General features: G+C 60.1%; 18 protein-coding genes. 9 read left to right on the forward strand and 9 right to left on the reverse strand.

The genetic code is table 11. The features are described from left to right. The first annotated feature begins 92 nt into the window (after positions 1 to 92). The 3 genes from ACR0K1_RS07915 to ACR0K1_RS07925 all read left to right on the forward strand — a co-directional run bounded on the left by ACR0K1_RS07915 (position 93) and on the right by ACR0K1_RS07925 (position 4,048). Entirely contained in the window at positions 93 to 752 is a 660-nt protein-coding gene (locus ACR0K1_RS07915) for a hypothetical protein (RefSeq protein ID WP_480849737.1), read from the forward strand. A 178-nt stretch (positions 753 to 930) separates the two neighbouring features. Further along, on the forward strand, positions 931 to 2,415 hold the full coding sequence (locus ACR0K1_RS07920) for a hypothetical protein (protein ID WP_480849739.1): 1,485 nt from the start codon (positions 931 to 933) through the stop codon (positions 2,413 to 2,415). A 79-nt stretch (positions 2,416 to 2,494) separates the two neighbouring features. Beyond that, positions 2,495 to 4,048, forward strand: a complete 1,554-nt coding sequence (locus ACR0K1_RS07925; protein ID WP_480849741.1) for an acetolactate synthase large subunit — start codon at positions 2,495 to 2,497, stop codon at positions 4,046 to 4,048. Positions 4,049 to 4,056: 8 nt separating this feature from the next. Here the strand turns inward: ACR0K1_RS07925 and ACR0K1_RS07930 are convergent, their stop codons facing one another. From ACR0K1_RS07930 to ACR0K1_RS07965, 8 genes are all read right to left on the reverse strand, one after another. Further along, a complete protein-coding gene (locus tag ACR0K1_RS07930) occupies positions 4,057 to 8,706 on the reverse strand; it encodes a hypothetical protein (RefSeq protein WP_480849743.1) in 4,650 nt (1,549 codons plus the stop codon). A gap of 148 nt (positions 8,707 to 8,854) precedes the next feature. Next, positions 8,855 to 10,447, reverse strand: coding sequence for a GMC family oxidoreductase (locus tag ACR0K1_RS07935; protein WP_480849745.1), 1,593 nt, complete (start codon positions 10,445 to 10,447; stop codon positions 8,855 to 8,857). Between the two features lie 41 nt (positions 10,448 to 10,488). Next, positions 10,489 to 11,601 carry an ABC transporter ATP-binding protein gene (locus tag ACR0K1_RS07940; RefSeq protein WP_480849747.1) on the reverse strand — a complete coding sequence of 371 codons (1,113 nt, stop codon included), beginning with the start codon at positions 11,599 to 11,601 and terminating at the stop codon, positions 10,489 to 10,491. 6 nt (positions 11,602 to 11,607) lie between these two features. Further along, entirely contained in the window at positions 11,608 to 12,489 is an 882-nt protein-coding gene (locus ACR0K1_RS07945; RefSeq protein WP_480849749.1) for a carbohydrate ABC transporter permease, read from the reverse strand. Then, on the reverse strand, positions 12,489 to 13,382 hold the full coding sequence (locus tag ACR0K1_RS07950) for a carbohydrate ABC transporter permease (RefSeq protein WP_480609860.1): 894 nt from the start codon (positions 13,380 to 13,382) through the stop codon (positions 12,489 to 12,491). The genes ACR0K1_RS07945 and ACR0K1_RS07950 overlap by 1 nt, the downstream gene beginning before the upstream one ends. 102 nt (positions 13,383 to 13,484) lie before the next feature. Beyond that, positions 13,485 to 14,735 carry an ABC transporter substrate-binding protein gene (locus ACR0K1_RS07955; protein WP_480849751.1) on the reverse strand — a complete coding sequence of 417 codons (1,251 nt, stop codon included), beginning with the start codon at positions 14,733 to 14,735 and terminating at the stop codon, positions 13,485 to 13,487. A 415-nt stretch (positions 14,736 to 15,150) separates the two neighbouring features. Beyond that, positions 15,151 to 15,747 carry a GNAT family N-acetyltransferase gene (locus tag ACR0K1_RS07960; protein ID WP_480849753.1) on the reverse strand — a complete coding sequence of 199 codons (597 nt, stop codon included), beginning with the start codon at positions 15,745 to 15,747 and terminating at the stop codon, positions 15,151 to 15,153. Positions 15,748 to 15,815: 68 nt separating this feature from the next. After that, the gene (locus ACR0K1_RS07965; protein ID WP_480849755.1) at positions 15,816 to 16,784 is read right to left on the reverse strand and encodes a homocysteine S-methyltransferase family protein; all 969 of its coding nucleotides are present in this window, start codon (positions 16,782 to 16,784) and stop codon (positions 15,816 to 15,818) included. A 150-nt stretch (positions 16,785 to 16,934) separates the two neighbouring features. Between ACR0K1_RS07965 and ACR0K1_RS07970 the strand changes: the two genes are divergently transcribed. Together ACR0K1_RS07970 and ACR0K1_RS07975 are read left to right on the forward strand one after the other, a co-directional pair. After that, on the forward strand, positions 16,935 to 18,497 hold the full coding sequence (locus ACR0K1_RS07970) for a winged helix-turn-helix domain-containing tetratricopeptide repeat protein (RefSeq protein ID WP_480849757.1): 1,563 nt from the start codon (positions 16,935 to 16,937) through the stop codon (positions 18,495 to 18,497). Positions 18,498 to 18,579: 82 nt separating this feature from the next. Further along, the gene (locus tag ACR0K1_RS07975; RefSeq protein WP_480849759.1) at positions 18,580 to 19,761 is read left to right on the forward strand and encodes an adenylate/guanylate cyclase domain-containing protein; all 1,182 of its coding nucleotides are present in this window, start codon (positions 18,580 to 18,582) and stop codon (positions 19,759 to 19,761) included. Between the two features lie 101 nt (positions 19,762 to 19,862). Here ACR0K1_RS07975 and ACR0K1_RS07980 read toward each other — a convergent pair whose 3' ends face one another. Further along, on the reverse strand, positions 19,863 to 20,351 hold the full coding sequence (locus ACR0K1_RS07980; RefSeq protein ID WP_480849761.1) for an Lrp/AsnC family transcriptional regulator: 489 nt from the start codon (positions 20,349 to 20,351) through the stop codon (positions 19,863 to 19,865). 62 nt (positions 20,352 to 20,413) lie between these two features. On the opposite strand from ACR0K1_RS07980, the gene ACR0K1_RS07985 reads away from it, so the two are divergent. From ACR0K1_RS07985 to ACR0K1_RS08000, 4 genes are all read left to right on the forward strand, one after another. Further along, a complete protein-coding gene (locus ACR0K1_RS07985; RefSeq protein WP_480849763.1) occupies positions 20,414 to 21,373 on the forward strand; it encodes an EamA family transporter in 960 nt (319 codons plus the stop codon). 335 nt (positions 21,374 to 21,708) lie between these two features. Beyond that, positions 21,709 to 21,945, forward strand: coding sequence for a hypothetical protein (locus ACR0K1_RS07990; RefSeq protein ID WP_480609841.1), 237 nt, complete (start codon positions 21,709 to 21,711; stop codon positions 21,943 to 21,945). A 50-nt stretch (positions 21,946 to 21,995) separates the two neighbouring features. Then, on the forward strand, positions 21,996 to 22,352 hold the full coding sequence (locus ACR0K1_RS07995) for a hypothetical protein (RefSeq protein WP_480849765.1): 357 nt from the start codon (positions 21,996 to 21,998) through the stop codon (positions 22,350 to 22,352). A gap of 79 nt (positions 22,353 to 22,431) precedes the next feature. Further along, positions 22,432 to 23,994, forward strand: coding sequence for a M6 family metalloprotease domain-containing protein (locus ACR0K1_RS08000; RefSeq protein WP_480849767.1), 1,563 nt, complete (start codon positions 22,432 to 22,434; stop codon positions 23,992 to 23,994). Positions 23,995 to 24,004: the final 10 nt, after the last annotated feature.

Genomic DNA, 24,004 nt, shown 5'->3' on the forward strand with positions numbered 1-24,004 from the left:
AAACTATCATCGCGAACGGATTGACCAGCGCCGGATAATCCGCAACTCTGACACGATGTATGGCAGGTATCTGGCGGTTGTTGTGAGCGTTTATGTCTTTTAAATCCGTGATTTCCGTCGTTCTGGCCAGTGCCGGTCTGATCGGGCTGGCCGGTGTGGCAACCGCCCTTATCCTGCAGGCCTGTGCGTTGAACATTCCGCTGCTGCGGCACCTGTCCCGGTGCCCCCAGCCTGAGGAATTGGCGACGGTCGAACGCCTTTCCACCTCGGGCGCGTATAACGAGGAACTGCACCGCCGGATTTTCCAGCTTGAACGGGAACTGGCCGCCCTGCAATGCGTCAAGGCCCCGCCCGATGCGACCGGACCGCTGAATGACGAGGGCTGGGACAACGCTGATCTCACGATGCTCTATGGCTGCTGGGCGCTGGATACGACCTATCGCACCCGCGATGTCGATACCGGAGACATCCGAACCTATCGCGACTGGCAAATGTGCTTCGATACCGAAGGTAACGGCAACCAGATCATGCGGTCCGACGGTGGGATCACCTGCGAAGGGCCGGTTCAGGCGCAGTTTTCCGAAGGGCGGCTTGACCTGCTGGAGCCCGGAAATCTGCCGTGTCAGGACAACGGGTATATTCACCAGCGCAAAATCTCTTGCGTCCCCGCGCCCGGCGGCAAAGCCATCTGTGACACGGTGCAGCCGGAAACCCGTGGTGAGGCCACGGTTGGGTTTCAACGCGCGCTTTAGCAGGAACCTCCGGGTCCAAAGGGCGCATTCCAAGCGGCGCTTTGCCGGATTGATCGCATGGCTTAGAATTGCATCACGAATTGGGGTGGCGCACGGCCTCTGAGCCTGCCTTGAGGTCCCTTTGCGGGGCGACACGTTTCCCCATGCGAAAAAGCCAACCGACGTGACCGGAGCTGACATGGTTAACGCATACAACTTCAGCGGATTTCTGGCTTTCGTGTTTTTCCTTGCGGTACCGGTGGCTGCAATCCTGGGGATGGTTGTCAAAGCGCGCTATCGAAAGGCAATTAGACGAGAAATGATGGCCCGATCAGGCGCGCCGGAATCTGCGTTTGACGTGCCACAAGCGATACGCCCGAACAAATCGGCGCTTGAGTTCGACGTCTCCCCAGCGGCGCAGCGCCTTCCTTTCCGGTTTGGGCTTGCGTTTCGGTATTTGGCGTCCGGTGTGGTGTTTGCCATTGTTATGGTGGTGATCCTGTTTGTCCTCGACGGGATCGCATTTCTTCCGTTCCGCTTTACCGTAGTAGTCGTGTCATTTTCGTTTCCGGTGATGATCATGGCGCTCTACGTGGCGGGCCTGCGCTGGTACTGGGTGCTGCTGTTTGGCGTGTTCTGGATGTTTCTGCTCAATCTCATCGCACCCCAAAGCACGGGTTTGATTGGCATGTTTGTCGGACCGGCCGTTATCATGTCGCTGATCGTTGGCAATCCACACCTCAGAACAACGGCGATACCACTTTTCGTCGTCGCAGTTTTTCTTGTCGTGCCGTTCGTTTTTTCACTGGATGTGCTTTATGTCCTGATGATCAGCGGAGTTCTGGATTTTCTGCTTTTATTCGTTCCGGTACAACTCGTTACCGTTTTCTACGGCCTCATCGCTTTGGGGATTTCACTTGCGATCGGCATCGCTTGCGCGTTGATTGCTGTACGGATTGTTGCCCGGGCATCGACTGGATCAAGTGAATTGACCATGCAGCTTGATCTTCTTTGGCTGTTCCAGACAATCTGGATGATCGGGTTGGCGTGGAACACAAGCGGTCTATTAGCTCTTTCCTATGTCCTCGCCTTCGTGGCCTACCGGGTCACGCTCCGTCTTCTACGCCCCACCTCCGGCGCTACGGACGTGAACTTGCTGCTTCGCGTTTTCGGACAACGGCGGTTGCAAACCTCGCTCGCCCGGGGGCTGCTTCTGGATTGGCGTAGAACGGGCCCGGTACTGTTGGTCGGGTCCGCCGATCTTGCCACCGAAACGCTGGACGCGCCCGAGCTTTCGGCGTTTCTCAGGCGTCGCCTGCGGGACATCTTCATCGAAACCCCCGATGACCTGAAGCAGGCCGAGGCCGAAGGCGACACCCGGCTCAGCGACGGCCTCTTTCCGATGCGGGATTTCTATTGCCGGGACAACAGTTGGCGGCCCACCGTCCTGACGCTGATGAGCCACGCGCAGCGCGTGCTGATCGATATGCGCGGGTTCGAGCAGTCCAGCACAGGCATTCAGTTCGAGATCAAGGCACTGGCCCAGCGCGTTCCGGCCGACAGGATCATCGTGCTGGTCGACAAGAAATCGCTGCAGGAGGTTCAGGCCCTGTTCTCGGATATCTGGTCAAAGTCGGGCAACCCGCAAGGCACGGATAGACTGCGCTGCATGGTTCAGAATTAGTCGCGCGCCCAAAGTTTTAAGTGACACCCGGATCATCCGTCCCCTAGTCTCTTGCAATGGCTGAGCAAATGGGGGTCACATGAACGGCGCGGAAACTCTGGTCAAAACCTTTCTGCAAAGCGGCGTGGACACGGTTTTCGCAAATCCCGGCACGTCCGAGATGCATTTTGTCGCCGCGCTGGACGATCACCCCGAAATGAACTGCGTTCTGTGCCTGTTCGAAGGCGGCACAACCGGGGCCGCCGACGGGTACTATCGCATGAAACGGGACGTTGCCGGAACGCTGCTGCATCTGGCACCGGGCTTTGGCAATGCCTTTGCCAACCTGCACAATGCCCGCAAGGCGAACTCTGGCCTCGTGAACGTGGTGGGCGATCATGCGACGCGTCACTTGCGCCACGAAAGCCCCCTGAAAGGCGATATCGTTGGCATCAGCCAGTCGGTCAGCCATTGGACCCGCGTGTCGGATCATGCCTCAAGCGTGGCGGCGGACGGGGCCGCCGCAATCCGCGCCGCACGCTCGCGAAATGGCCAGATCGCCACGCTGATCCTGCCCGCGGACACCGCCTGGGACCCTGCCACCGGTCCGGCAACGGCCAGTGCTCTGCCCCAGTTGCATCGCCCGTCTGCAGAAGAGGTCGAGGCTACAGCCGCGCGCCTGAAGACCCAAGGTGCGGCATTGATGATCGGCGGGCCTGCACTGTTCGGACCTCTGCGCATGTTGGCCGGCAAAATCTCCGCAGCAACCGGGTGCCGCCTGTTGGCCGATACGCTGATCCCGCGCATATCGAAGGGGGTCGGTGCGGCCCGTCTGGACCAGCTTGTGTATCCGATCACGCCCAAGATCGCGCAACTGGAACAAACCTCGTCGATTTCCCTGCTGGGCACCGACAGGCCGGTCGCCTTTTTTGCCTACCCGAAAAAACCCAGCACGCCCGAACCTGCCGGTTCTTCGATCACAAGCCTGTGCAGCCCCACGGATGACATCCAATGGACGATACAGGCGCTGGCGGATGCGGTCGGCGTGTCGGACAAAACCCAGCCGGAAACCTATGCGCTGAACCTGCCCGACATTCCGACCGGAGGCCTGACGCTGGCAAAGGTCGGTCAGGCGCTGGCGGCGCTGATCCCTGAGAACGCGATTATCTGTAATGAATCCGTCACCTCGGGCTTTCATGTCATGCCGCCGACAGCCTCAGCGCACCCGCATGAGGTGCTTTCCGGCACCGGCGGGGCGATCGGGTTGTGCCTGCCCTGCGCGACCGGGGCGGCGATTGCATGCCCCGACAGAAAGGTGATTGCGCTGACCGGTGACGGGTCGGCGATGTACACGCTGCAATCCTTGTGGACGATGGCCCGCGAGAACCTGGACGTCACCGTGATCGTCTTTGCAAACCGCGGCTATCAGATCCTGCGCGACGAGCTTGCGAATGTCGGGGTCGAAAGCTATGGCCGCAATGCTCAGGCCATGTTCGATGTGGAAAATCCGGTGTTGGACTGGGTTGCCCTCGCCAAGGGCCACGGTGTTCCGGGAACGCGGGCAGAAGATATCGACAGCTTCGTCAAGGCCTTAACCGACGGGCTGGCGAGCGAAGGACCCTCTCTGATCGAGGTCGTGTGTCCCCCGGCCTGACAACCGGATCATCCCGCGATCACATTCGTGACAGAAACCGTCTGTGACACCGACGACGCGAACTCGTCATTGCCATCGAAATAGGCTGTGGCAAAGGCGGTCTCGTTCGGCCCGACCGCCCCCTCGATCACGTGCTCAAATGTCGATCCAGGCCCCAGCGGGCGGCGAATCCAGACCGGGTCGGCGCCGGGCAGGACGACGTGGAAGTCCAGATCCTCACCACCAATGTCCGGCGTCGCCGCGCCGAACAGCCGAATGCCCGTACCGGGGGCGAGGTTGATGGACAGGTCGATCTTGGTGTCACGTTTCGGCTGGTACACAATCTTGGTCGCGCCCCAGCGATCCCAATAGTGGTCCCGTTGCATCCACGCGTCGACGACCACCGGAAAATCGCCACCGCATTTGGCATCGAGCATGGCATCGTCCAGTTCCGCCCGCACGCTGAACACGCCGCGCGACTTGCCCGGAATGCGCATCTGCGCCGGGCGGATCGTCAGCTTTGCACCCGGCACCATGTTGCGGGGGGCGATAAAGACATCCTCGGCATAAGGCCCGTCATTGGTGACCGAGACCAGCCGGTCAAGCGGCGGCAGCGGGCTGTTTTGCACGACCTCTTCCCGAAAGACGTTCTGCTGCGTCCAGTCATTGTTCGAGTTTCCGTCATTCGAGGCCCCCGACACGGGATCAAGATCCGCAATCTCAGCCCTGAGGCACATATGCGCGTCCTCGACATTTTCGACGAACATGGGAAACGCGATCACGACCTCGGCGTCCGGGCCAATACTGTCGATCACTTGCGGGGCGAACGGCATGTCATTGTCGAACGGATCGCTGGTCCAGTCGCCGTTGCCATAGGGGATGCGGGCGCGTAGATGAACCTCGACATTGCGGGCCTCGGCATCGCCGAAGTTATGGACGCGCACAAGAACCTGATGTTCCAGCGGATCGCTCCCGTCGCCGGGAGTGCGGAAATACTCGATCCCCTGCGGGTCCTGCTGGTCCGGGAAATCCCCGATCTCCCCCGAGGTGAAATCGCCGGGCAACAGGACCGCGATATCGGGGCTCTGCCACTCGGGCACCTGACTGTCGAACCCCACATCAACCGCCGGTCCGCGTTCCCACTCAACCCGGACCTTGGCCATCCAGATGGTACGGGCGGCGAGGCCCACCTGAACCAGATGCACAAGCGTGTATCGCAGCCCCACTTCGGCGAGCGCATCATGCGTGCCCACGTCATAGGTCGTTCCGGGCCCGGACCCTCCGGTGATCTGCTGATTGCGCACGCTGTCGTCAATCAGGTGTAACTGTCGGCGATAACGGGTCAGTACACTGTGGCCGGTCTCGCCTTCATCCTCCGGCGTGTCAGGGTCGTCCACACCCACCCCATAGCGGGTGCTGTCGCGCGGATCGATGGCGTTGAGCATGACCAGCCGTGGCGGCGAAAGCTCCTGCGAAAACTGATTGCCCGGCCCACGCAGTTCAAGCAGGTTGAACTGCGTGCTGTCCTCACCCAGCCGCAACAGCGCGGCGGGTCCCATGCGGAACTCGTCCTGGACGTCCAGGAAATCCCGCGCCATCTGCGCCAGATTGTCCCTGTCCAGCGGGTCCCAGCCTTCGATATTGACCAAAACAATGTCTTCGTCGATCCGGTCGCCTTCGCGGGGGCGGGTGAAATCGATGATCGAGCCAACGCCCAGCCACCCCGAAATCAGCTTGTGATAACTTGAGAAATGCGGCAGCGCGAGGCTGGACGACGCCATCGGGTCATACGCCCCCGCATAGTCCATATCATCGCGGTCCTGGCTTTGCTGATACTGATCGGAAAAGGCCAGAAGCGAATGCCCGATTTCATGCGCCAGCGTGGCTGCGTCTGACAGGTGCCGGTCGGGGTCCAGCGGATCGCCGAACCGCAATCGCGTAACCATCATCCCGCGCGAGTTCGGGATCTGCATCGCCTTCAGCGTGCGGGTCGGGTCCTTGTCGCTGTAGTCTGCGGGCTTGTCATCCATGGCGACAATCGGGGCCGAGGCCCGCAAACGGCGTTTGTCGGTACCGTTGTCGTCAATGTCAGGATCGAACGCCGGGCCGAAAATGCCGCCGTATCGCCGAAAAACCGGCATGATCATATACACATTGATCAGCTCGAACACATTGCATTCGATGGCGCTGAGCCCGTCACAGTTGAACAGCGTATTGGCCCTGTCGATCCGGGTTTGCAGGTTGCCGCCACCGTCGCGGATAATCGCGTCGATCATCCGCGTATAGGTCACATCAAACAGAGTATTGGCCTTGTCCAGCGTCGGCCCGCCCGAACTGCTCCGCTTGGTTTCCTCGCCGATGAACGGTGTGGCGCTGTCCATGCCGATCTTCGACAGGCCCTGCTGCGAAGCAACCTCGATCCGCGACTGGTCGGTATCGCTGTTGCTGTCCTTGTCCAGCGAATAGGCATAGTCCTGTGACAGGCGGATATCGACAGTAAGCTGGTTGCCGTCAACGCTGACTTGCGGGGCCTGAAACCGGCCAAGGTCGAATTGCCCGGTTGATGAGTTGTAGATACCACCCTGCGACGCCATCGAATGGGCCAGCGCGATTGAGATGTAGCTGGCGAAATCCGACACATCGCCTGTGACGGACATGTCGAATTCCCCGTCAATCGCGGTGAGGCTGCCCAATTCGCCCATAACGAACAGGTTCGCAAAATCCACCAGATCGACCTGAGGCGACCCGCCGCTGCCGGCAAAAAAGAACGTCACGCTCAGGCTGCCCCAGCCTTCGCCGTCATCGTGCCAGACCACCGTTGGCCGCGCAAAGGGTTGGTCTGTGGCGCCGCTTAGCATCTCTTCCAGAATATCGGCGATCTGGTCGATCACGCCGGGGATCGCTTCGACATTCGGGATCACGACGGTTTGCGATCCGCTCAGCGCCGAATTGTTTGCGTTGGTGTTGAACGAGCTTCCCGTCCGGTCGGTGCCGGATAGCGAAAAGCTTCGGCCGGGCGCGCTGCCACCGCTGAATTCAAGGGAATAGCCAGAGGTGCTTTCGGGTATCCGGACCTTGATGCAGGCGGCCGGGAAATCGATATCGAACTGCGTGTTCACGGTCGGGATCGCCGTGAAGGTTTCCAGCGTCAGGCGTTCGTCGCCGTCAAAGCGCAGGATGCCATTTGCAGGCAATGTCGCCTCGGCGATGATCCCGCCCGGAATGTAGCCGGTGTTCCAGAACTCCCGGAACGGGCGATCCAGCACAACCGGCGGGCCGGAATAGGCCGTCGGCGTGTCGCGGCCAAAGATCCTGAAACTGACATCGACGTCATTCGCCTCGCGGTCGTCGGAATAGGACACTTCGGCGTAGTATGAGCGGACAAGTTCCAGCGCTTCGTCGAAATCGGGGTGATCGAAATACTCGTTGATCGTGCCCCGGAAATCGCCCTGCCCGGGTTCCAGAACCGGGATGATGAGTACGCGAACCGGCCCGGTCTGAACGCCGCCGCGCGACCAGATTACCGGCGATTCCTGTCCCATATAGACGCGCCCGCCCGCGTTGCTTTGCAATTGCAGGTCAAGGCTGGGCAGCACAGGCGTCGGGTCCACTTCCTCTAGCCCGCCATCCGGGGCCAGCAGCAGAATTGTATCACTTTCGCGTGCAAAAAGCGGCGTGGTGCCGCGTGACAGGCTGAGCGTGGACAGCGGTTTCAGAGTTTCCGCCCCAAGCAGGGTCAGTTGACGGCCATCATCCGACAACGCGGCCACGGACCGGCCCGCCTTGCGCACGGCGGCAATGCCAAAGCCAAGGTCCTGAGCGCACGGCCCCTGCCCCGGATCGCAGATATTCTGCACGATGATCGACGACCCGGCCTGCACATAGACAAAACAGCCGTCCGAATCGCCATCGTCGCCCGGTACGCATGTCTCGGGCGGCTCTTCGGGACGGCGCGGCGGCACGCGGTCCCGGTCATCGTCTTTCGGCGGCTCCCGGTCATCGGGTGTGCAGCAACAGGGCTTTTTGGGCGGACGGTGATCCGTGTCCGGGGTCGGATCACGTTCGGGCCGCGTCGGATCGTCGGACGGGTCGCAGGCAGACTTCCTGCGGTTCACGTCAACCCGGCGCAGATTGCCCGAGCCCGGCTCCATCACCAGAACCTCATCCCGCTTACCGCGGCGAAGGCGGGGCGGACGCCTTACAGCCTCGCGAGAGATTATGCGGCCACTGTCCCGGCCAAACACGGCAAGGCCCGGCGGCTCCAACCCCGATGCGGCGGTTGCAACAACCAGCCTGTGCCGGGTGGCCACGAAATCACGCACCGGCAGCGGAAGTTCAAGAACGCAATGCGCGTCGTCACCACGCACCCGGTGAATGGCCCAGCCCGCGCAGGGGTCTTTGGACAGGGCAAAGATCGCGCCGTCGGGCGCTATGGACAAAGCCCGCGCGCGTGAGGGCAGATCGATGCAGACCAGGCTGCATCCCGAAGCCTCGGCGCTTAGATCCAGAACGGCAATGCCGGTCCGGGTCGGCACCACCAGCGTTTTTGCGTCATCTGATAGCGCAGCTATGCCATCCGCAGCCGACAGAATCTCCCTCGGCGTATTCAGGTTTCGGCGTTTGCAATACGTCCGTTTTGCGGGCTTTTGCTGGACGGTATGTTTGAAATGATCTTGCAACGTGGCATCCCCCGCTGCTGAAAAAATGGGAAAATAGCGCCCCGACCATAGCACAATTCGACGATTTTCGGGCCTTTCGCTGCCCTAAGCCCGCACAATCGGCACAAATCCACCCAATGGAAAAGAGATGGCGGCGCAACGTGGCGGATCACAAAGTAAACCCGTGATCCTGCTTGATCATATCGGCGGCTTTCTCACCGATCATGATCGCAGGCGCGTTGGTGTTCGAGGAATTGACCCTCGGCATGATCGACGCATCCGCAACCCGCAGCCCCCCGATCCCGTAGAAGCGCAAGCGCGGGTCCAGCACCGCCTGCTCATCGCCGCCCATCCGACAGGTGCCGGCACAATGATGCGAGGTTTTGGAATGGACGCAGATGAAGTCGAAATAGTCCTGATCGGTGCGCACATCCGGGCCCGGCAGGCGTTCGGCAAGGATAAAGGGCTTCAGGGCGTCCTGCGCCAGAATGGTCTGCACCAGTTTCAGACCTCGAATGGACATCTCGCGATCATAAGGATCAGCCAGATAATTGGGGTCGATCAACGGCATCGCCGCAGGATCGGTGCTTTGCAACCGCACAGTGCCGCGCGACCGGGGCCGCAGGAAACACGCATTCAGCGTGACGCCGCCATTCGGCATCGCCTCGACCCCCGCTTCGATACCGGTGCCCAGCCCCAGATGCATCTGAATGTCCGGCGAGCGCGCCTCGGGGTCCGCGTACCAGAACCCGCCGGTTTCAAACAAGCTCGAGGCCACGGGACCCTTGCGGGTAAACAGGTACCGCAAACCCGCAAGGGCCGAGAAAGGCAGTCTGGCGAACCGGTCATAGGTGTGCGGACCGCTCACCTCGCAGATTGCATAGAGGTCCAGATGGTCTTGCAGGTTCTCGCCAACCTGCGGCTGATCGTAAACTGTGCTGATCCCCAGGCTTTCCAGATGCTCCGCCGGGCCGATCCCTGAAAGCTGCAACAGGCGCGGAGAGCCGATGGCCCCGGAGGACAGGATAACCTCTTTCGCGGCGCTGATCTTCTCACCGTTCAGCATCTCGACACCGCGCGCCCTGCCCTTGTCCACAAGGATGCGACGGACCTGAGCGCCCGTGTGCACCGTCAGGTTTGATCGGGTGCGGTTGGGCGCAAGAAACGCCATTGCAGCGGATGAGCGCCGCGCGTTGCGCTGGGTCAGTTGGTAGTACCCCGCACCATCCTGTTTCGCGCCATTCACATCGCGCGTTTCGGCTATGCCGACCTGCGCCGCGGCTTTGATATAGGCGTCGCAGATCGGCAAAGGGGCTGCGGGCATAGAAACGCCCAAAGGCCCGCCCGTGCCGTGGAACGCGTTTTCATAAGTGTCGTTGTCTTCGGATTTCCTGAAATAGGGAAGCACATCGGCATAGCCCCAGCCCGCGCACCCCATCTGCCGCCACTCGTCGTAATCCTGCGCAGCACCTCGGGTGTAGATCTGGGCGTTGATGGCAGACCCGCCGCCGATCACCTTGGCCTGCGTGTAGTTGAAGACCTTGTTCTGCATGTGCTTTTGCGGAACCGTTGACCAGCCCCAGCTGCCGATGCCCTTGGTCATCTTCGCAAACCCGGCGGGCAGGTGGAAAAACGGATGGCGGTCGGTCGAACCGGCCTCGAGCAGCAGCACAGAGGCAGAGGGTTCCTCGGACAGGCGTGCGGCGATGACCGAGCCCGCCGAGCCGCCGCCGATTACGATGAAATCATATCCTTCAGGCATCCGGCTTGCCCTCAGAGCGTCTTAGCGGCGCGCAGCTCTCGTCATGGAGTTATCCGCATCTCGGTCTCGGGATCGAAAGCCACGGCTTTTTCCATGTTCACGGCGAAAGGGAAATCCTGCCCCGGCGCAACCTCGGCATCCGAGCGCATCCGGGCAATCACGTCCCGCCCGCCCAGTTGCATCGAAACGAATGTGTCCGAGCCTGCAGGTTCCGTGACCACGATGCGGTTGGTCATAGGCGCGATATTCGACGATTTCCGGTCAGCTCCATCCATATCCGTGATGGTTTCCGGGCGGATGCCCAACAAAATCTCGCGCCCGTCCCAGGCAGAGAGATTGTCCTGACTGAAGGGCAGTTGCGCCATTGATCCGTCGTGCAACGCGACCTCGGCATGGGGGCGGCCATTCAGCACCGCCACGCGTGCGGGCACGACATTCATTGCGGGCGAGCCCATGAAGGTCGCGACGAAGATATTGGCGGGCGTGTCGTAGATTTCCTGCGGCGTACCAAGCTGCTGCACATAACCACCGTTCATGACGGCGATGCGGCTGGACAGGGTCATCGCCTCGATCTGGTCGTGGGTCACGTAGACGATGGTGGTGCCGAGGTTCTGGTGCAGTTTCTTGATCTCGGTCCGCATGTCCACACGCAGCTTGGCGTCGAGGTTGGACAGAGGTTCATCGAACAGGAACACATCCGGATTGCGCACCAAAGCCCGGCCCATCGCGACCCGCTGACGCTGACCGCCCGAAAGCTGCCCCGGTTTACGGTCCAGCAACTGCTCGATCTGCAGAAGCTTGGCGACCTCCTGCATTGCGGTGTTGCGGTCTGCCTTGGGAACGCCGTGCATCTCAAGCCCGAAGGTGATGTTCTGCCCGACGGTCATGTTGGGATACAAAGCATAGCTTTGAAACACCATGGCGATGTTGCGGTTCGACGGGTGCACCCCGTTCATGACCTGATCCTTGATGCGAATCTCGCCGCTGGTGATCTCTTCCAGCCCCGCGATCATGTTCAGCAGGGTGGATTTGCCACAGCCCGAGGGGCCGACCAGCACCAGAAACTCGCCCTCCTGCACCGAGATGTCCACCTTGTGCAGAACCTCGACCGACCCATAGGATTTGGTCGCGTTATCTATGTCCAGAAAACCCATCAGGTCTTATCCTTTCACCGAACCCGCCATCAGGCCGCGGACGAAATATCGACCGGCCACGATGTAGACGAGCAGAGTTGGCATGGCGGCCAGAATGGCCCCTGCGAAATGAACGTTGTATTCCTTAACACCGGTTGACGACTGCACCAGATTGTTCAGCGCCACCGTCATCGGCTGGCTGTTGGCATCGGCAAAGGAGGCGCCGAACAGGAAGTCATTCCAGATGTTGGTGAACTGCCAGATGATCGACACCACCGCGATCGGCCCGGAACTGGGCAGCAGGATGCGCCAGAAGATCTGGAAGAACCCCGCACCGTCGATCTGCGCAGCCCGGATCAGTTCGGTCGGGAACACAGCATAGTAGTTGCGGAAGTAAAGCGTGGTGAAGCCGATCCCATAGACCACGTGCACCAGCGCCAGACCCCAAGTGGTGCCCGCCAGACCGATGATCCCCAGCATCCGCGCCATCGGGATCAGCACGATCTGGAACGGGATGAAACAGGCAAACAGCATCATTCCAAACAGGATGGTGTCATACTTGAAGCGCCATTTGGTCAGCACATAGCCGTTCAGCGCGCCCAAAATGGTCGAGACGATCACCGCCGGAACCACCATCTTGATTGAGTTCCAGAAGTAAGGTTTAAGACCGGTCGGCTCGACACCGATCTGGGCTGAATTCCACGCCTTGAACCATGGTTCCAGCGTGAAGACCTGCGGCAGGTTCATCATGCCGCCGCCCGTGATCTCTTCCAGCGGTTTAACCGAGTTCACCAGCATCACGTAAAGCGGCAGCAGGTAGAACAATGCGAACAGGACCAGCACCAGATAGATCAGCGTGCGCGTGACGCGGCCGGTGCGGATTGCGGTATCTTGCGAGGCCTGGCTCATCAGCGTTTCTCCCGCAGTTCTGCATACAGGTACGGGATCATGATCGCCGCGATGGTCATCAGCATGATCGTAGCCGAGGCCGCGCCGATCCCCATCTGGTTCCGCGTGAAGGTGTAGGAATACATAAAGGTCGCGGGCAGTTCGGTTGCACGGCCCGGCCCGCCTCCGGTCAGGGCGATCACAAGGTCAAAAGTCTTGATCGCCAGGTGGCTGAGGATCACGAAGGCCGACAGGAACGCGGGGCGCAATTGAGGGATGATAATCCGCCGATAGAGGTTCCAGTTCGAGGCGCCATCCATCTGCGCCGCACGCAGGATTTCGTTGTCGATCCCGCGCAGACCCGCCAGAAACATTGCCATGACAAATCCGCTGGTTTGCCAGACGGCTGCCATGACCACCGTATAGATCGCGTAGTCGCGATTCTTGATCCAGTCGAATTCGAAACTGGTCCAGCCCCATGTGTGCATGACGTTCTCAAGCCCGATGCCGGGGTCCAGAAACCACTTCCACGCCGTGCCGGTCACGATGAAGCTTAGTGCCATAGGGTACAGGTAAATCGGGCGCAGAAACCCCTCGCCCCGGATTTTCTGATCGAGGAAAATCGCCAGACCCAAACCAATGCTGGTGCAGATCACGATATAGAGCCCCGCAAAGATGCCCATGTTGATCAGCGAGGTTTCCCAGTGACTTAGCCGCCAAAGCTTATCGTAATTCTCCCAACCGACCCAGCCAAACGAGGGCAAAATCCGGCTGTCTGTAAAGGACAGATAGATCGAAAACAGGATGAAGCCGTAGACAAAGACCAAAACCATGGCCAGCGATGGTGACAGGACCAGTTTGGGAAGCCAGTTCTGAAGGCGTGTCTTGAAGTCCGCGTCGGCTGAAACAGCCATGGCGCGCCCTCCTCGTTCCAGAGTTGTTGTCTTCGGGGCTTATCCCGCCCCTGCGGGACAGGGCGGTCAGTCAGCCGCCCTGTCGACAGGATCACATCCGGATCACTTGGCGATAGATACCGCGTCGACCAGCTCGACCACGGCTGTTTCGCTGTCATACTCGCCGTTGAAAAATGCCGTTACGACATCGTAATAGGCGTTTTTGACAGATGCCGGGGCCGCGTGCCCCTGTGCCATCGACCCAAACAGGTTGCCCGAAGACGCCGCTGCCGCCAGATCCTTCATGCCTTGCTTGCCGCAGGCGTCGAAATCCGCATCGCTGACATCGGTGCGGGCGGGCACCGAACCCTTGACGACGTTGAAGGCCGACTGGAACGTGGGTGACAGGATCGAACTGGCCAGAGCCGCCTGTTCCGCCGAGACGACGCCGCCCTGATCGAACATGGCGAACTGGTCGGCGTTGAACATCACCTGATCAGACGTGCCCGGGAAGCGGAAACACAGGAAGTCTTCGCCCGGAACCTTTTCGGCGTTCACAAACTCGCCCTTGGCCCAGTCGCCCATGACCTGAAACGCCGCTTCGCCATTGATGACCATCGCGGTTGCAAGGTTCCATTCACGGCCTGCAAAGTTCTCGTCCGTATTGGCGCGCATCACCCCGAGGCGATCAAATGCCTCTTTCATGGTGTCGGAACCCAGGGCTTCTTCATCCAGATCGATAAAGGCGGCCTTGTAGAAATCGGGGCCTCCGGTCGCCATCACGATCGAGTCGAACATGGTCGCTTCCTGCCAGGGCTGACCGCCCTGCGCCAAGGGGGTAATCCCTGCGGCCTGCAGCTTCTCCATTGCCGCGACAAGCTCGTCCCATGTCTGGGGCGGAGCGATGCCGTTGTCGTCAAAGATCTTCTTGTTGGCCCAGACCCAGTTCACCGAATGCACGTTCACCGGTGCCGACACCCATTTGCCGTCATGCTTGGCAAAGGCTTTCAGCGCGTCGGGAACAACCTCGTCCCAACCTTCTTTGGCCGCGACCTCATTCAGATCTGCCAGCGCGCCCTGATCCGCCCAATCCAGAATATCAAAGCCCAACATCTGCACCGAGGTCGGCGCGTTTCCAGCCGTGACGCGTGCCCGCAGAACGGTCATCGCCTGCTCTCCGCCACCGCCGGCAACCGGCATGTCGGTCCAGCCGATGCCCTGACCTTCCAGGTCTTGCTTAAGAACGTTCAGCGCCGCGGCTTCGCCGCCCGAGGTCCACCAGTGCAGAACTTCGACCTCTTCGGCCTGCGCGATGCTCGTCGTGCAAAGAAGCCCCGCCACAATCAGCGATTTTGTCTTGATTAGATTGCGCATTCTTGTTTCCTCCCTAAATGCGTACTCTATTGCTCGGCCCCTTTTTCAGGGTGCTCTGTTCTTTACATAGGGCCAGCATGGCATTCGGCTGATACCGAGTCCATACTTACTGATAACCATCTGGATACTTCTAAACCCCGCAGCGCGAGCACTTAATCCCGGCGTGTGGCTTGCCTCCTCCGATGGCAAGTCGGGGGTTCCACCCGACAAGGTGCCGTTCGCACCGTTCTCTTTTCTGCACGCCGGGCTGGTTTCAAGCGCCCAAGCGAATCCACCCTTTCGACCACTAACGGTCGATTGTTAGCGCTATCAATAAACGGAAAACCGATCTTGTCCAGTGTTTTTTGCTTTAACGACGCAAAGAGCGGGCGACCCTGTACGGATCGCCCGCCAGATACCTCACCTAAGTGACCCTTCAACCGGGGACGGTTTGCGGGGCTTCCCCGTTGCGCTCAGAACTCGGTCGGTCAAACGGGGATTGGTCACCGACTGTGGACACAGCCACAACACCCGCCGGATCATCGACCAGCCGTGCCATCGTGTACGCATCGGCAAACCCGCCCGGTCGTCTTGCATAGCGCCGCAGGGTGCCTTCGATTTCAAACCCGAAGGCTTCGTACAGGGCGATGGCGCGGGCATTGTCCGACCAGACCAGCAGGCCGGTGCGTTGCAACTGCAGCCAATTGTCCGCGAGATCGAGAACGGCGGCCATCAGCGCTTTGCCGATCCCCTGCCCCTGAAACCCGCTGCGCACGGCGATCAGGTCGATTTCACCGACATGATTGTGACGCGGCGTTTCAGGGAAGGTGCGCATCTGGCAATATGCGACGACCTCATCCTCGACCTCTGCCACCAGACGGTAGAGTCCGGGTTCCGCTACGGTCCGTTCGGCCACCAGCGCATCCGGCACAAAGGGCAGACGCATGGTGCCCAGCATGACGGTTGGATCAGACAGGATCACTGCGACGGATTTCGTGTCCTCGGCAGCGACGGCGCGAATTGTAAAGTCCATGGTGTTAAATCCTTTTTAAAACAATGTGATCCGGGCGTTGGCCCGGATCGATCTGGCATTCAGGGCGATTACTGTGCGGCAACAGGACTGGCATGCGTGCACACCCGACCCATGGCATCAACGTGGCGGTGATCGGTGCCGCAGCACCCGCCCATGACCCGCAGATTGGGAAGAAACTTCATCAGCCTGCGATAATCTTCCCCCAGTTCCGCCGGGTTTCCGTCATCCAGCACTTCGCTTTCATCCAGTTCGGCATGGGACATGCGCGAGGCGTTGGCCCGGACCCCACCGATCCGCCCAAGCCAGTCGCTGCCATCCCGCAGGACATGCTCGAAATGATCGGGATGCGCGCAGTTGACCATGTAGTAGATCGGATAGCCGCCAGTGGCCGCGTCGACTTCGCGAATAGCGTCGGCCAGTGTTTGACCGGTGGCAAGCGCGCCGTCTGTTTCGACGGTAAAAGCGATGACCACGGGCACGCCCTGATCCTTGGCGGCCAGCGCAATTCCCGTGGCCTCGGGCGTGTTGTTCATCGTGATCGCGGTGACCATATCCGCCCCGGCCTTGGCCATGACGGCAATCTGGGGCGCGTGATAGGTCTGCGCCTGGGTCGCGCTCATCAATTCACCCGGCACATACCCGTCACCCCGGGGCCCGACACAGCCGCTGATGACCAGTGGCGAGACGGTATCTTCGTGACGGTTCCGCAGCGTGCGCATCAGATAGATCGCCTCGGCATTGATCTTGTCAAGATCGGCGTCGCTATAGCCCAGCTTCCGCGCCCAATCCCGGCTGGACCGCCAGGTCGGGCTTTCCAGAATGAAACCAAGCCCATGCGCGCGGGCCACGGCGATGTGGCGCTCAAAATACTCGGTCAGCGCCCGCCGTCCGTCTTCGGTTTCCAGCAGGACGAAGGATGCAAACAGAGGCAGATCGATGCCGTCGTGAAAGATCAGCGTGGTTTCAATTCCGCCATCGGTCAAAAAGTAACCGTCACTGGCCAGCGGCAGTGCAGGGTTCGTAACAAAATCTGACATAATCTATCTCCGTTGAAATGGTTCGATCTGTCAGCCCTAGACCGATTTCACCCCCGCTGCTTGGAGACAAAGGGGAGAAAACCGGGATATTGCAGGGTTTCCCAATCCCGGTATGCTTGAAAGACGGATTTCAAGAAGCGAACGGTCGTTGTGAAATATGCGTTCGAACCTTTTCTGCTGGACGATGCGCGCCGTGAATTATGGTGCGCCGGACAGCCGGTTCACCTGCAGCCGCAGGTCTTTGATCTTCTGTCCCTTTTGGTGGAAAACGCCCATCGCGTGATCAGCCGGGATGAGATTGTTGAAAAGGTCTGGAAAGGGCGCATCGTCTCTGACGACGCAATCTCCAGCCGCATTCGGGACCTTCGACGCGTTCTGGCAGAGGCCGGTCAGGACGCGGCCCTTGTGCGCACGGTACGCGGCCACGGGTTCCGGTTCGCTGGCAATGTCACCTTGCGCGCGGCCCCTGCGGCGGCAACACCCACCGCGCAGACGACCACAGACCAGCCACTGATGACCGGCAATCGCGCGCAACCCTCGATCGCTGTGCTGCCCTTTCAAAGAAACGGCGATCAGGACAGGTTTGAGGCCATTGAAGAGGCGATCCCGCGCGAGTTGATCATGACGCTGGCAAGCCTGCGGTGGATCAAGGTGGTCTCGCACGGGTCCGCCTTTAAGTTCCGTGGCAAGCAGATCGATCTGGCGCAGGTGAACCAAATCCTGAACGCGCGCTATTGCCTGACGGGCGTTATCGATCTGACCGGCAACCGGATCACCATCGACACCGAACTGTCCGACACCCGCAGTTCTCAGGTCATCTGGGCCCTGCGCAAAAGCGCCGACATCGACGATATTCACGCCCTGCGCGCGGAAATCGCCGCCAATGTCATCATGGTGGCCGAACTGGAGATCCCGCAGCACGAGGCCTCGACACTGACGCAGACCGAGGCCGAAAATCTGGATGCCTGGTCCGCCATGCATCTTGGATTTCGGTACATGAGCCAGTTCAGCCGCAGCGGCAATGAGATGGCCAGGACCATGCTGAGCCGCGCGCTGGAGCTGGACCCTCATCTGGCCCGTGCCAGCGCCGGAATGGCCTTCGTTCACTTTCAGAACGCCTTTATGCGCTATTCGCCGGATACGGAATCCGAAGCCGAACGCGCGCGGCGATTTGCGGAAACCAGCCTGTCACTGCAGCCGCGCGACCCGTTTGCCAACTTCATGATGGGGCGCTGTCACTGGCTGGACCACGACCCCGAAGCCAGCAAGCAATGGTTCGCGCAATCTATCGCCTCGTGCCCGAACTACACGTGGGGCCATTACGGTGCCAGTTGGGCGAGCGTATTCACCGGTGATTTCGACACCGCCATGGAAAACGCCAACCGCGCAATTGATCTGAGCCCGATTGACCCGTTCCGGCCCGGCATGACGGGCAACAAGATGTGGGTGTATATCGCGCATGGCGATCTGGAAAAGGCGACGAAATGGGCGGAAATTGCCGCCCGCACACCATGGTCCCACGCCGGGATGGCCTTTTTCGCCGCGATGAGCAATTGGCTGAACGGCAATACCGAAAGATCGCAGTGGTGGGTGAACGAGGCCCGCCGCCGAAATCCGGACCTGCGGCAAGAGCACATTCTGGCGCTTGTCCCGGCCTCAAGCACGCAGTTCCGCGAAATACTGGCGGATGCGGCATCTGGTCTGGGCGTTTGACGTGGGACGGGAAGGCTTCGGGTTTTTTGACGCAATCACAATTCAACCGTAGTCTCGGACCATCCAATAGCTGACCGGACCAATGCCAGATCCAGAGAACACAAATCGCACGGCTTCAACCCCTCCGCCCCATGCGGTGGCCGAGGGGTTTAGGGCGGCGACCGAAGAGTTCAGGATATCGATGCCCATCGGCATCGGGGCCGTGATAGCCGCGCTGGCCTCATTGGCGACGTGCTATTCCGGGATACTGGCAACCTATCTCTTCGGCTTTCAGGCGTTTTCGAAAAACCCGCACGCGCAGGCTGTACTGATGTGGGCGCTGGCGCTGCTGGCGGTGGCCTTCCTTTGGCGGGACAGAAAGCGCCACTCGAAAGAGCTTCCGCTTGTCCTCGGCGGTCTTGCAGCGCTGATCCTGATCGTGACGCTGTATTTTGGCTATGATGAGCGGGTCGAGGCGCTGGCCTATGTGCTTCTGGTGATCGCCGCCCTGCTCAACCAGAACTTCATTCTGGATACCCTGAACCACACTGTCCGCACCCAAACGCACCAGATCGAAGCGCTGAACGAAAAGCTGACCGAAAAGGTGAAACGGCAGGAAACGGAAATCGACAGGCTTGGCCGCTTAAAGCAGTTCCTTGCCCCTCAGGTCGCGGAGCTGGTGGTCGAGAAAGACAGCGACGAGCTGCTCAAGACCCATCGCCGCTACATCGCCTGCCTGTTCTGCGACATACGGAACTTTACCGCCGTGTCCGAGGTTATTGAACCAGAAGACGTCATCACGCTGTTGCAGCGCTTCCACGATGAGGTCGGCAGCCTTGTCGCCCGGCACAAGGGCACGATTGGCTACCGCGCCGGGGACGGGCTGATGGTGTTCTTCAACGACCCGGTTCCCTGCGACCAGCCGGTCTTGGAAGCGGTGCGGTTGGGGATGGCCATTGGGGAGGCTTTCGAAGGCATCCGCGCACCCTGGCAAAAGCTTGGCCACACGATGGGGCTGGGCATCGGGATCAGCAGCGGATACGCCACCCTCGGGCTGATCGGCTTCCATGGCCGCGCGGATTACACCGCGATTGGTGGCGTCGTGAACACTGCATCCAGACTTTGCGATGTCTCACAAGATGGGCAGATCCTGATCAACCAAAGGGCGCTGATGGACATAGAAGGCATCGCCCAAACCGATGAGCTGGGCAGTGTGGAGTTGAAAGGGATCGCCAGCCCGGTGCAGGTCCATCGCGTATTGAGCGTTTCTGATCGCAGCCCCTAGTTCAAGCATGACCTGCGGCGGCTTCATTGCCTTGTAGCCGACCGGTCCGCTTGGAACCATTCTGCCTTTCTCAAATTATATTAAACAGATACACGGATCTTTTAAAGTTTCACTAAACGCTCTTCCACCGGTGAGGACTGCACGATTGCACTGTTGGTCGCGCCGAAGGGTACGATCCGGTCTATCACCGCTTCCATCTCTGCCACGTCGCGGACATGTGCGCGGGCGACAAAGCAGTCTTCACCGGAAACCCTGTCGCAGGACACGATCTGCGGAGTCTCGCGGATTGCCTCGATCATGTTTTTCACCTCACCCGGCAATGGCCGCGCGCGGATCAGGATCGTGAGGCCATAACCAAGGCGCGACGGATCGATCCGCGCGCCATAGCCGGTGATGATCCCTGCATCCTCAAGGCGTCTGACACGCTCGGCAACGCTGGGCGCGGACAGGCCGACGCGGCGCGACAACTCGGCCCGGGGAATGCGGGCATCGGTGCAAAGCTCGCGCAGAATCTTTGCATCAATACTGTCCAAACCCGAAACTTCGGATCGAATGCCAAAGTCGGTTTCTTCCTTCGGATATGTCGTCACTTTCGGATTCCGCATGCTGATAAACCATATAGTTTGATCGCGTTACCTTGCATCATAACCAAATGGTAAATCAATCACCCGCGCGTTCTATAATCAAACCTCCAACCGGCACCCTGTCACGCATGGCGGGCGCGGTGCCGCACCACACATGGTTCGGCGTCTCGGCGGTGTTTCACTATCTGGGTCCCGCCTTTGCGATACTTCTGTTCCCGGTTGTCGGCGTCCTTGGCACAGCCTGGTTCCGCATCGCGTCGGCCGCACTGGTTTTTGCCCCCATCACCAAACCGTGGAGGGTTATCCGAACGTCCAGCAATCGCGAGCGCGTTCTGTTGCTGGCCCTTGGGGCCTGCCTCGCCTTGATGAACTGTTCGTTTTATCTGGCCCTGAACCGGCTGCCGATTGCGCTGGTGGCCGCCATCGAGTTCGTCGGAACCATCGGCATTGCCCTATGGGGTCTGCGCACCGGCAGAAACTATCTGGCTTTGGCCGTTGCTATCGCTGGCGTTGCCTTGCTGATCGATGTGCCATCGCTTCTGGCCGCCGATGGGCAGGCGCTTGCGTCAGACCTGCTCGGCCTGTTCTGGGCGGCGCTGAATGGCGGGCTGTTCGTCCTTTACATCATCCTCGGACACAGGGTTTCCGAAGGTGGCGCATCCGGTGGGGTCGAGCGGCTCGGTGCTGCAATGGCTGCCGCGTTCCTCTTTGTCATGCCCATCGGCCTGATGCAGGCGCTGGCCGTTTTCGGGGCACCGTTGCTTGTTCTTGCGGGGATTGGCGTTGGCATCTGTTCATCGGTTATCCCATATGTCTGCGACCAGCTCGCCATGTCGCGATTGCCCCGTGCCAGTTTCGCCTTTCTGCTGGCGCTGCTACCCGCGACCGCGACGATCATCGGCGTGATTGTTCTGCGGCAGATCCCCAGCCTCGCAGATATTACCGGCGTCCTGCTGGTCATGATTGGCGTGGCGGTTCACAAACCGGCATCTTTGCCGGGTGATGTGCCCAGCCAGAGCAGATCTTAAGCCGGTCTTTGGGGCGCCGGGGCACTTCACGACGTGATTCATGGGTCAAAGTCCGCTTATCGCAACGGGTGGCGAAACAGCCCTGCCCGACCAACGCTAAGCCATTCTGACACGGCCCATATTCCCTGCGAACCATGCTGAAACAGGTGCGGTGCGGGGCAAGTTCCCAACGTGTCGGTTCGCTTGTCAAAAGTCCCTCAAGTTGTGAAAAACGGCGAATCGAGGTATATTTCCAACTGCAATCAGCAAATTCCACGTTTCATAAAACGCCCGCATTCCGCAGGCGGGTTTGTCTTATTTTATTGGATTTTTGACCCAGAATGGGAGTGAACGCTATGCCCTGGAAAACATGTAACGTGACACAGGCCGGTCCCGCCGAGAACGGAACGATCTATATCGCATTGCGGGCGACCGATAACAGTTTCCACAACTGGTTCATCGCCGTTCCCGCGATGGAGCGCGAAATGCTGGCCACCGCGCTTACCGCGGTCAGCCTGTCGAAGCGGGTGAATACATATCTGACCTCAACCTCGGGCTACAGCACCATCAACAGGCTCTACATCATCAATTGACAGCCTCGCCGGCTTGGAACGAGCCACCTGTATGCTGCAAGGAGGAGCCGATGTCAGAGATTACCAACCCGCCGCCGGACCAATCGGCGCCCGCCCAGGGGCCGTCGTCGCGGCCCGACACAATCGCCAACCCGCCGCTTGATGGTGACAGCGCGCTTGACGATCACCTGAACCCGAGCCCTGAAACCTTACCGGGCAGCGTTGGCGCAGCGCCCGGCACTGCGCCGGGATCGTCAATCGAAAATCCGCCGCCCTGGGACACCGGAGGCGCAGAAGCGCCCCGGAACGAGGCCCCAACGCTTGAGCCCCTGAATGTTCCCGCGTCTGACGTTTCTGAAGACCCCAAAGCCAAGGCGAAACCAAAGGCACCAAGACGCCGAGCGGCACCGAAAAAACCACGCAAGTGACGCTAAGCGCGGTCAGACGACCGGCGGTCTTAATCGTTGTCCCTGACCCGCGCCATTCGCAATTCCGGGAGAGACCCCCATGCCGATGCCATTTGATGATCAGGAATTTACCTTCGAAAACCCGGACGGAACCACGTTCAAAGTCCGGGGCAGCGGAAATCAGTTTTTTGCCCATTTCGAGACAGAAGACGGCTATACCGTCGTGAAAGATTACGCCAGCGGCGAGTGGCGGTTTGCAGAACCCTCGTCCGACGGGCAGCGCCTGCAGGCTTCGCCGCTTGTGCCCGGGCGCGATGATCCCAAAGCCTCGGACCTGCCCGAACATCTTCATGCCAGCCCGCAGGCCGCCAAGGCCGAAGCGGCGCATGCCCGCATGCTCAGCGGTCGCAGACGGTGGGAGGAACGCGGGGCTGCGCGGCACATGGCGTTGCGCTCGATCTCGCCCGAATCCATGGGGATCAGCGCGGCTCCGCCTCCGGGGGCGACTGTTGGCACCTATGTCGGCTTATGTGTTCTGATCGAGTTCCCGGACGTGGCCGCAACCATCCAGCCCACCGAGGTTGAAAATTACTGCAACCAGATCGGCTATTCCGGGTTTGGCAATAACGGCTCGGTGCGGGACTATTTCTTTGACGTCTCGGACGGCAGGCTGACCTATACCAACATCGTCACGCATTATTACACGGCGGCCAACAACCGGTCCTACTACACCGATCCTGCCATCGCTTTCGGCACCCGCGCGCGCGAGTTGATCACCGAGGCGCTGGATGATCTGGTCGCGTCCGGCTTCGATTTCAGCCCGCTCAGCGCCGATGGCGGCAATTATATCTACGCGCTGAACGTCTTCTATGTTGGGCCGAGGGTGAACAACTGGTCCGAGGGGCTCTGGCCGCATTCCTGGTCGCTAGCCGCGCCTTATAATCTTCCCAGCGGACGGCGGTTTTACGACTATCAGTTCACCAATATGGGAAGTTCGCTGACGCTGGGCACGTTCTGCCACGAGAATGGCCACATGATCTGCGATTTCCCGGATCTTTACGACTATGGCGGGGAATCCCGGGGGACCGGGCGCTATTCGCTGATGTCCTCCAGCGGCAACCCGACCAATCCGGTGCAGATCGATGCCTATCTGAAACACGCTGCCGGATGGACCTCGAGCATCACGACCCTGACGCCCGGCATGACCGCGTCCGTGACCGCAGGGCAGAATGACTTTTACATCTTCCCGCGCAACAATGCGGAGTATTTCATCATTGAAAACCGCCAGCAGACAGGGCGCGACGCTGCGGTTCCGGATGCGGGTCTGGCCATCTGGCATGTGGATGAAGGCGGCTCGAACAATGACGAGCAGATGACGCCTTCGATGCACTACGAACTGTCGCTGGAACAAGCCGACGGGCGGTTCGATCTGGAAAACAACGTCAATTCCGGGGATGCCGACGACCTTTATGCAGCTCCCGTTGCCACGGATTTCTCGGACACGACCACCCCCAACGCCCGCTGGTGGGATGGCGCAAATTCGGGGCTGTCGATCCAGAGCATCTCGGCCTCCGGCACCACGATGACGTTTTCTGTCGCCGGTGCTCCGGCCTCGCAATCGGTGTCGCTGGGTGGGGTCTACGAACTGCTGTTGCACACGTGACGGCACAACG

The organism is Ruegeria sp. F5 (genome assembly GCF_056533845.1).

Bases quoted from the DNA above. Each gene is read 5' to 3' on its own strand.
- ACR0K1_RS07915 (WP_480849737.1), top strand. From the start codon at position 93: ATGTCTTTTAAATCCGTGATTTCCGTCGTTCTGGCCAGTGCCGGTCTG.
- ACR0K1_RS07920 (WP_480849739.1), top strand. From the start codon at position 931: ATGGTTAACGCATACAACTTCAGCGGATTTCTGGCTTTCGTGTTTTTC.
- ACR0K1_RS07925 (WP_480849741.1), top strand. From the start codon at position 2,495: ATGAACGGCGCGGAAACTCTGGTCAAAACCTTTCTGCAAAGCGGCGTG.
- ACR0K1_RS07935 (WP_480849745.1), bottom strand. From the start codon at position 10,447: ATGCCTGAAGGATATGATTTCATCGTAATCGGCGGCGGCTCGGCGGGC.
- ACR0K1_RS07940 (WP_480849747.1), bottom strand. From the start codon at position 11,601: ATGGGTTTTCTGGACATAGATAACGCGACCAAATCCTATGGGTCGGTC.
- ACR0K1_RS07945 (WP_480849749.1), bottom strand. From the start codon at position 12,489: ATGAGCCAGGCCTCGCAAGATACCGCAATCCGCACCGGCCGCGTCACG.
- ACR0K1_RS07950 (WP_480609860.1), bottom strand. From the start codon at position 13,382: ATGGCTGTTTCAGCCGACGCGGACTTCAAGACACGCCTTCAGAACTGG.
- ACR0K1_RS07955 (WP_480849751.1), bottom strand. From the start codon at position 14,735: ATGCGCAATCTAATCAAGACAAAATCGCTGATTGTGGCGGGGCTTCTT.
- ACR0K1_RS07960 (WP_480849753.1), bottom strand. From the start codon at position 15,747: ATGGACTTTACAATTCGCGCCGTCGCTGCCGAGGACACGAAATCCGTC.
- ACR0K1_RS07965 (WP_480849755.1), bottom strand. From the start codon at position 16,784: ATGTCAGATTTTGTTACGAACCCTGCACTGCCGCTGGCCAGTGACGGT.
- ACR0K1_RS07975 (WP_480849759.1), top strand. From the start codon at position 18,580: ATGCCAGATCCAGAGAACACAAATCGCACGGCTTCAACCCCTCCGCCC.
- ACR0K1_RS07985 (WP_480849763.1), top strand. From the start codon at position 20,414: ATGGTAAATCAATCACCCGCGCGTTCTATAATCAAACCTCCAACCGGC.
- ACR0K1_RS07990 (WP_480609841.1), top strand. From the start codon at position 21,709: ATGCCCTGGAAAACATGTAACGTGACACAGGCCGGTCCCGCCGAGAAC.
- ACR0K1_RS07995 (WP_480849765.1), top strand. From the start codon at position 21,996: ATGTCAGAGATTACCAACCCGCCGCCGGACCAATCGGCGCCCGCCCAG.
- ACR0K1_RS08000 (WP_480849767.1), top strand. From the start codon at position 22,432: ATGCCGATGCCATTTGATGATCAGGAATTTACCTTCGAAAACCCGGAC.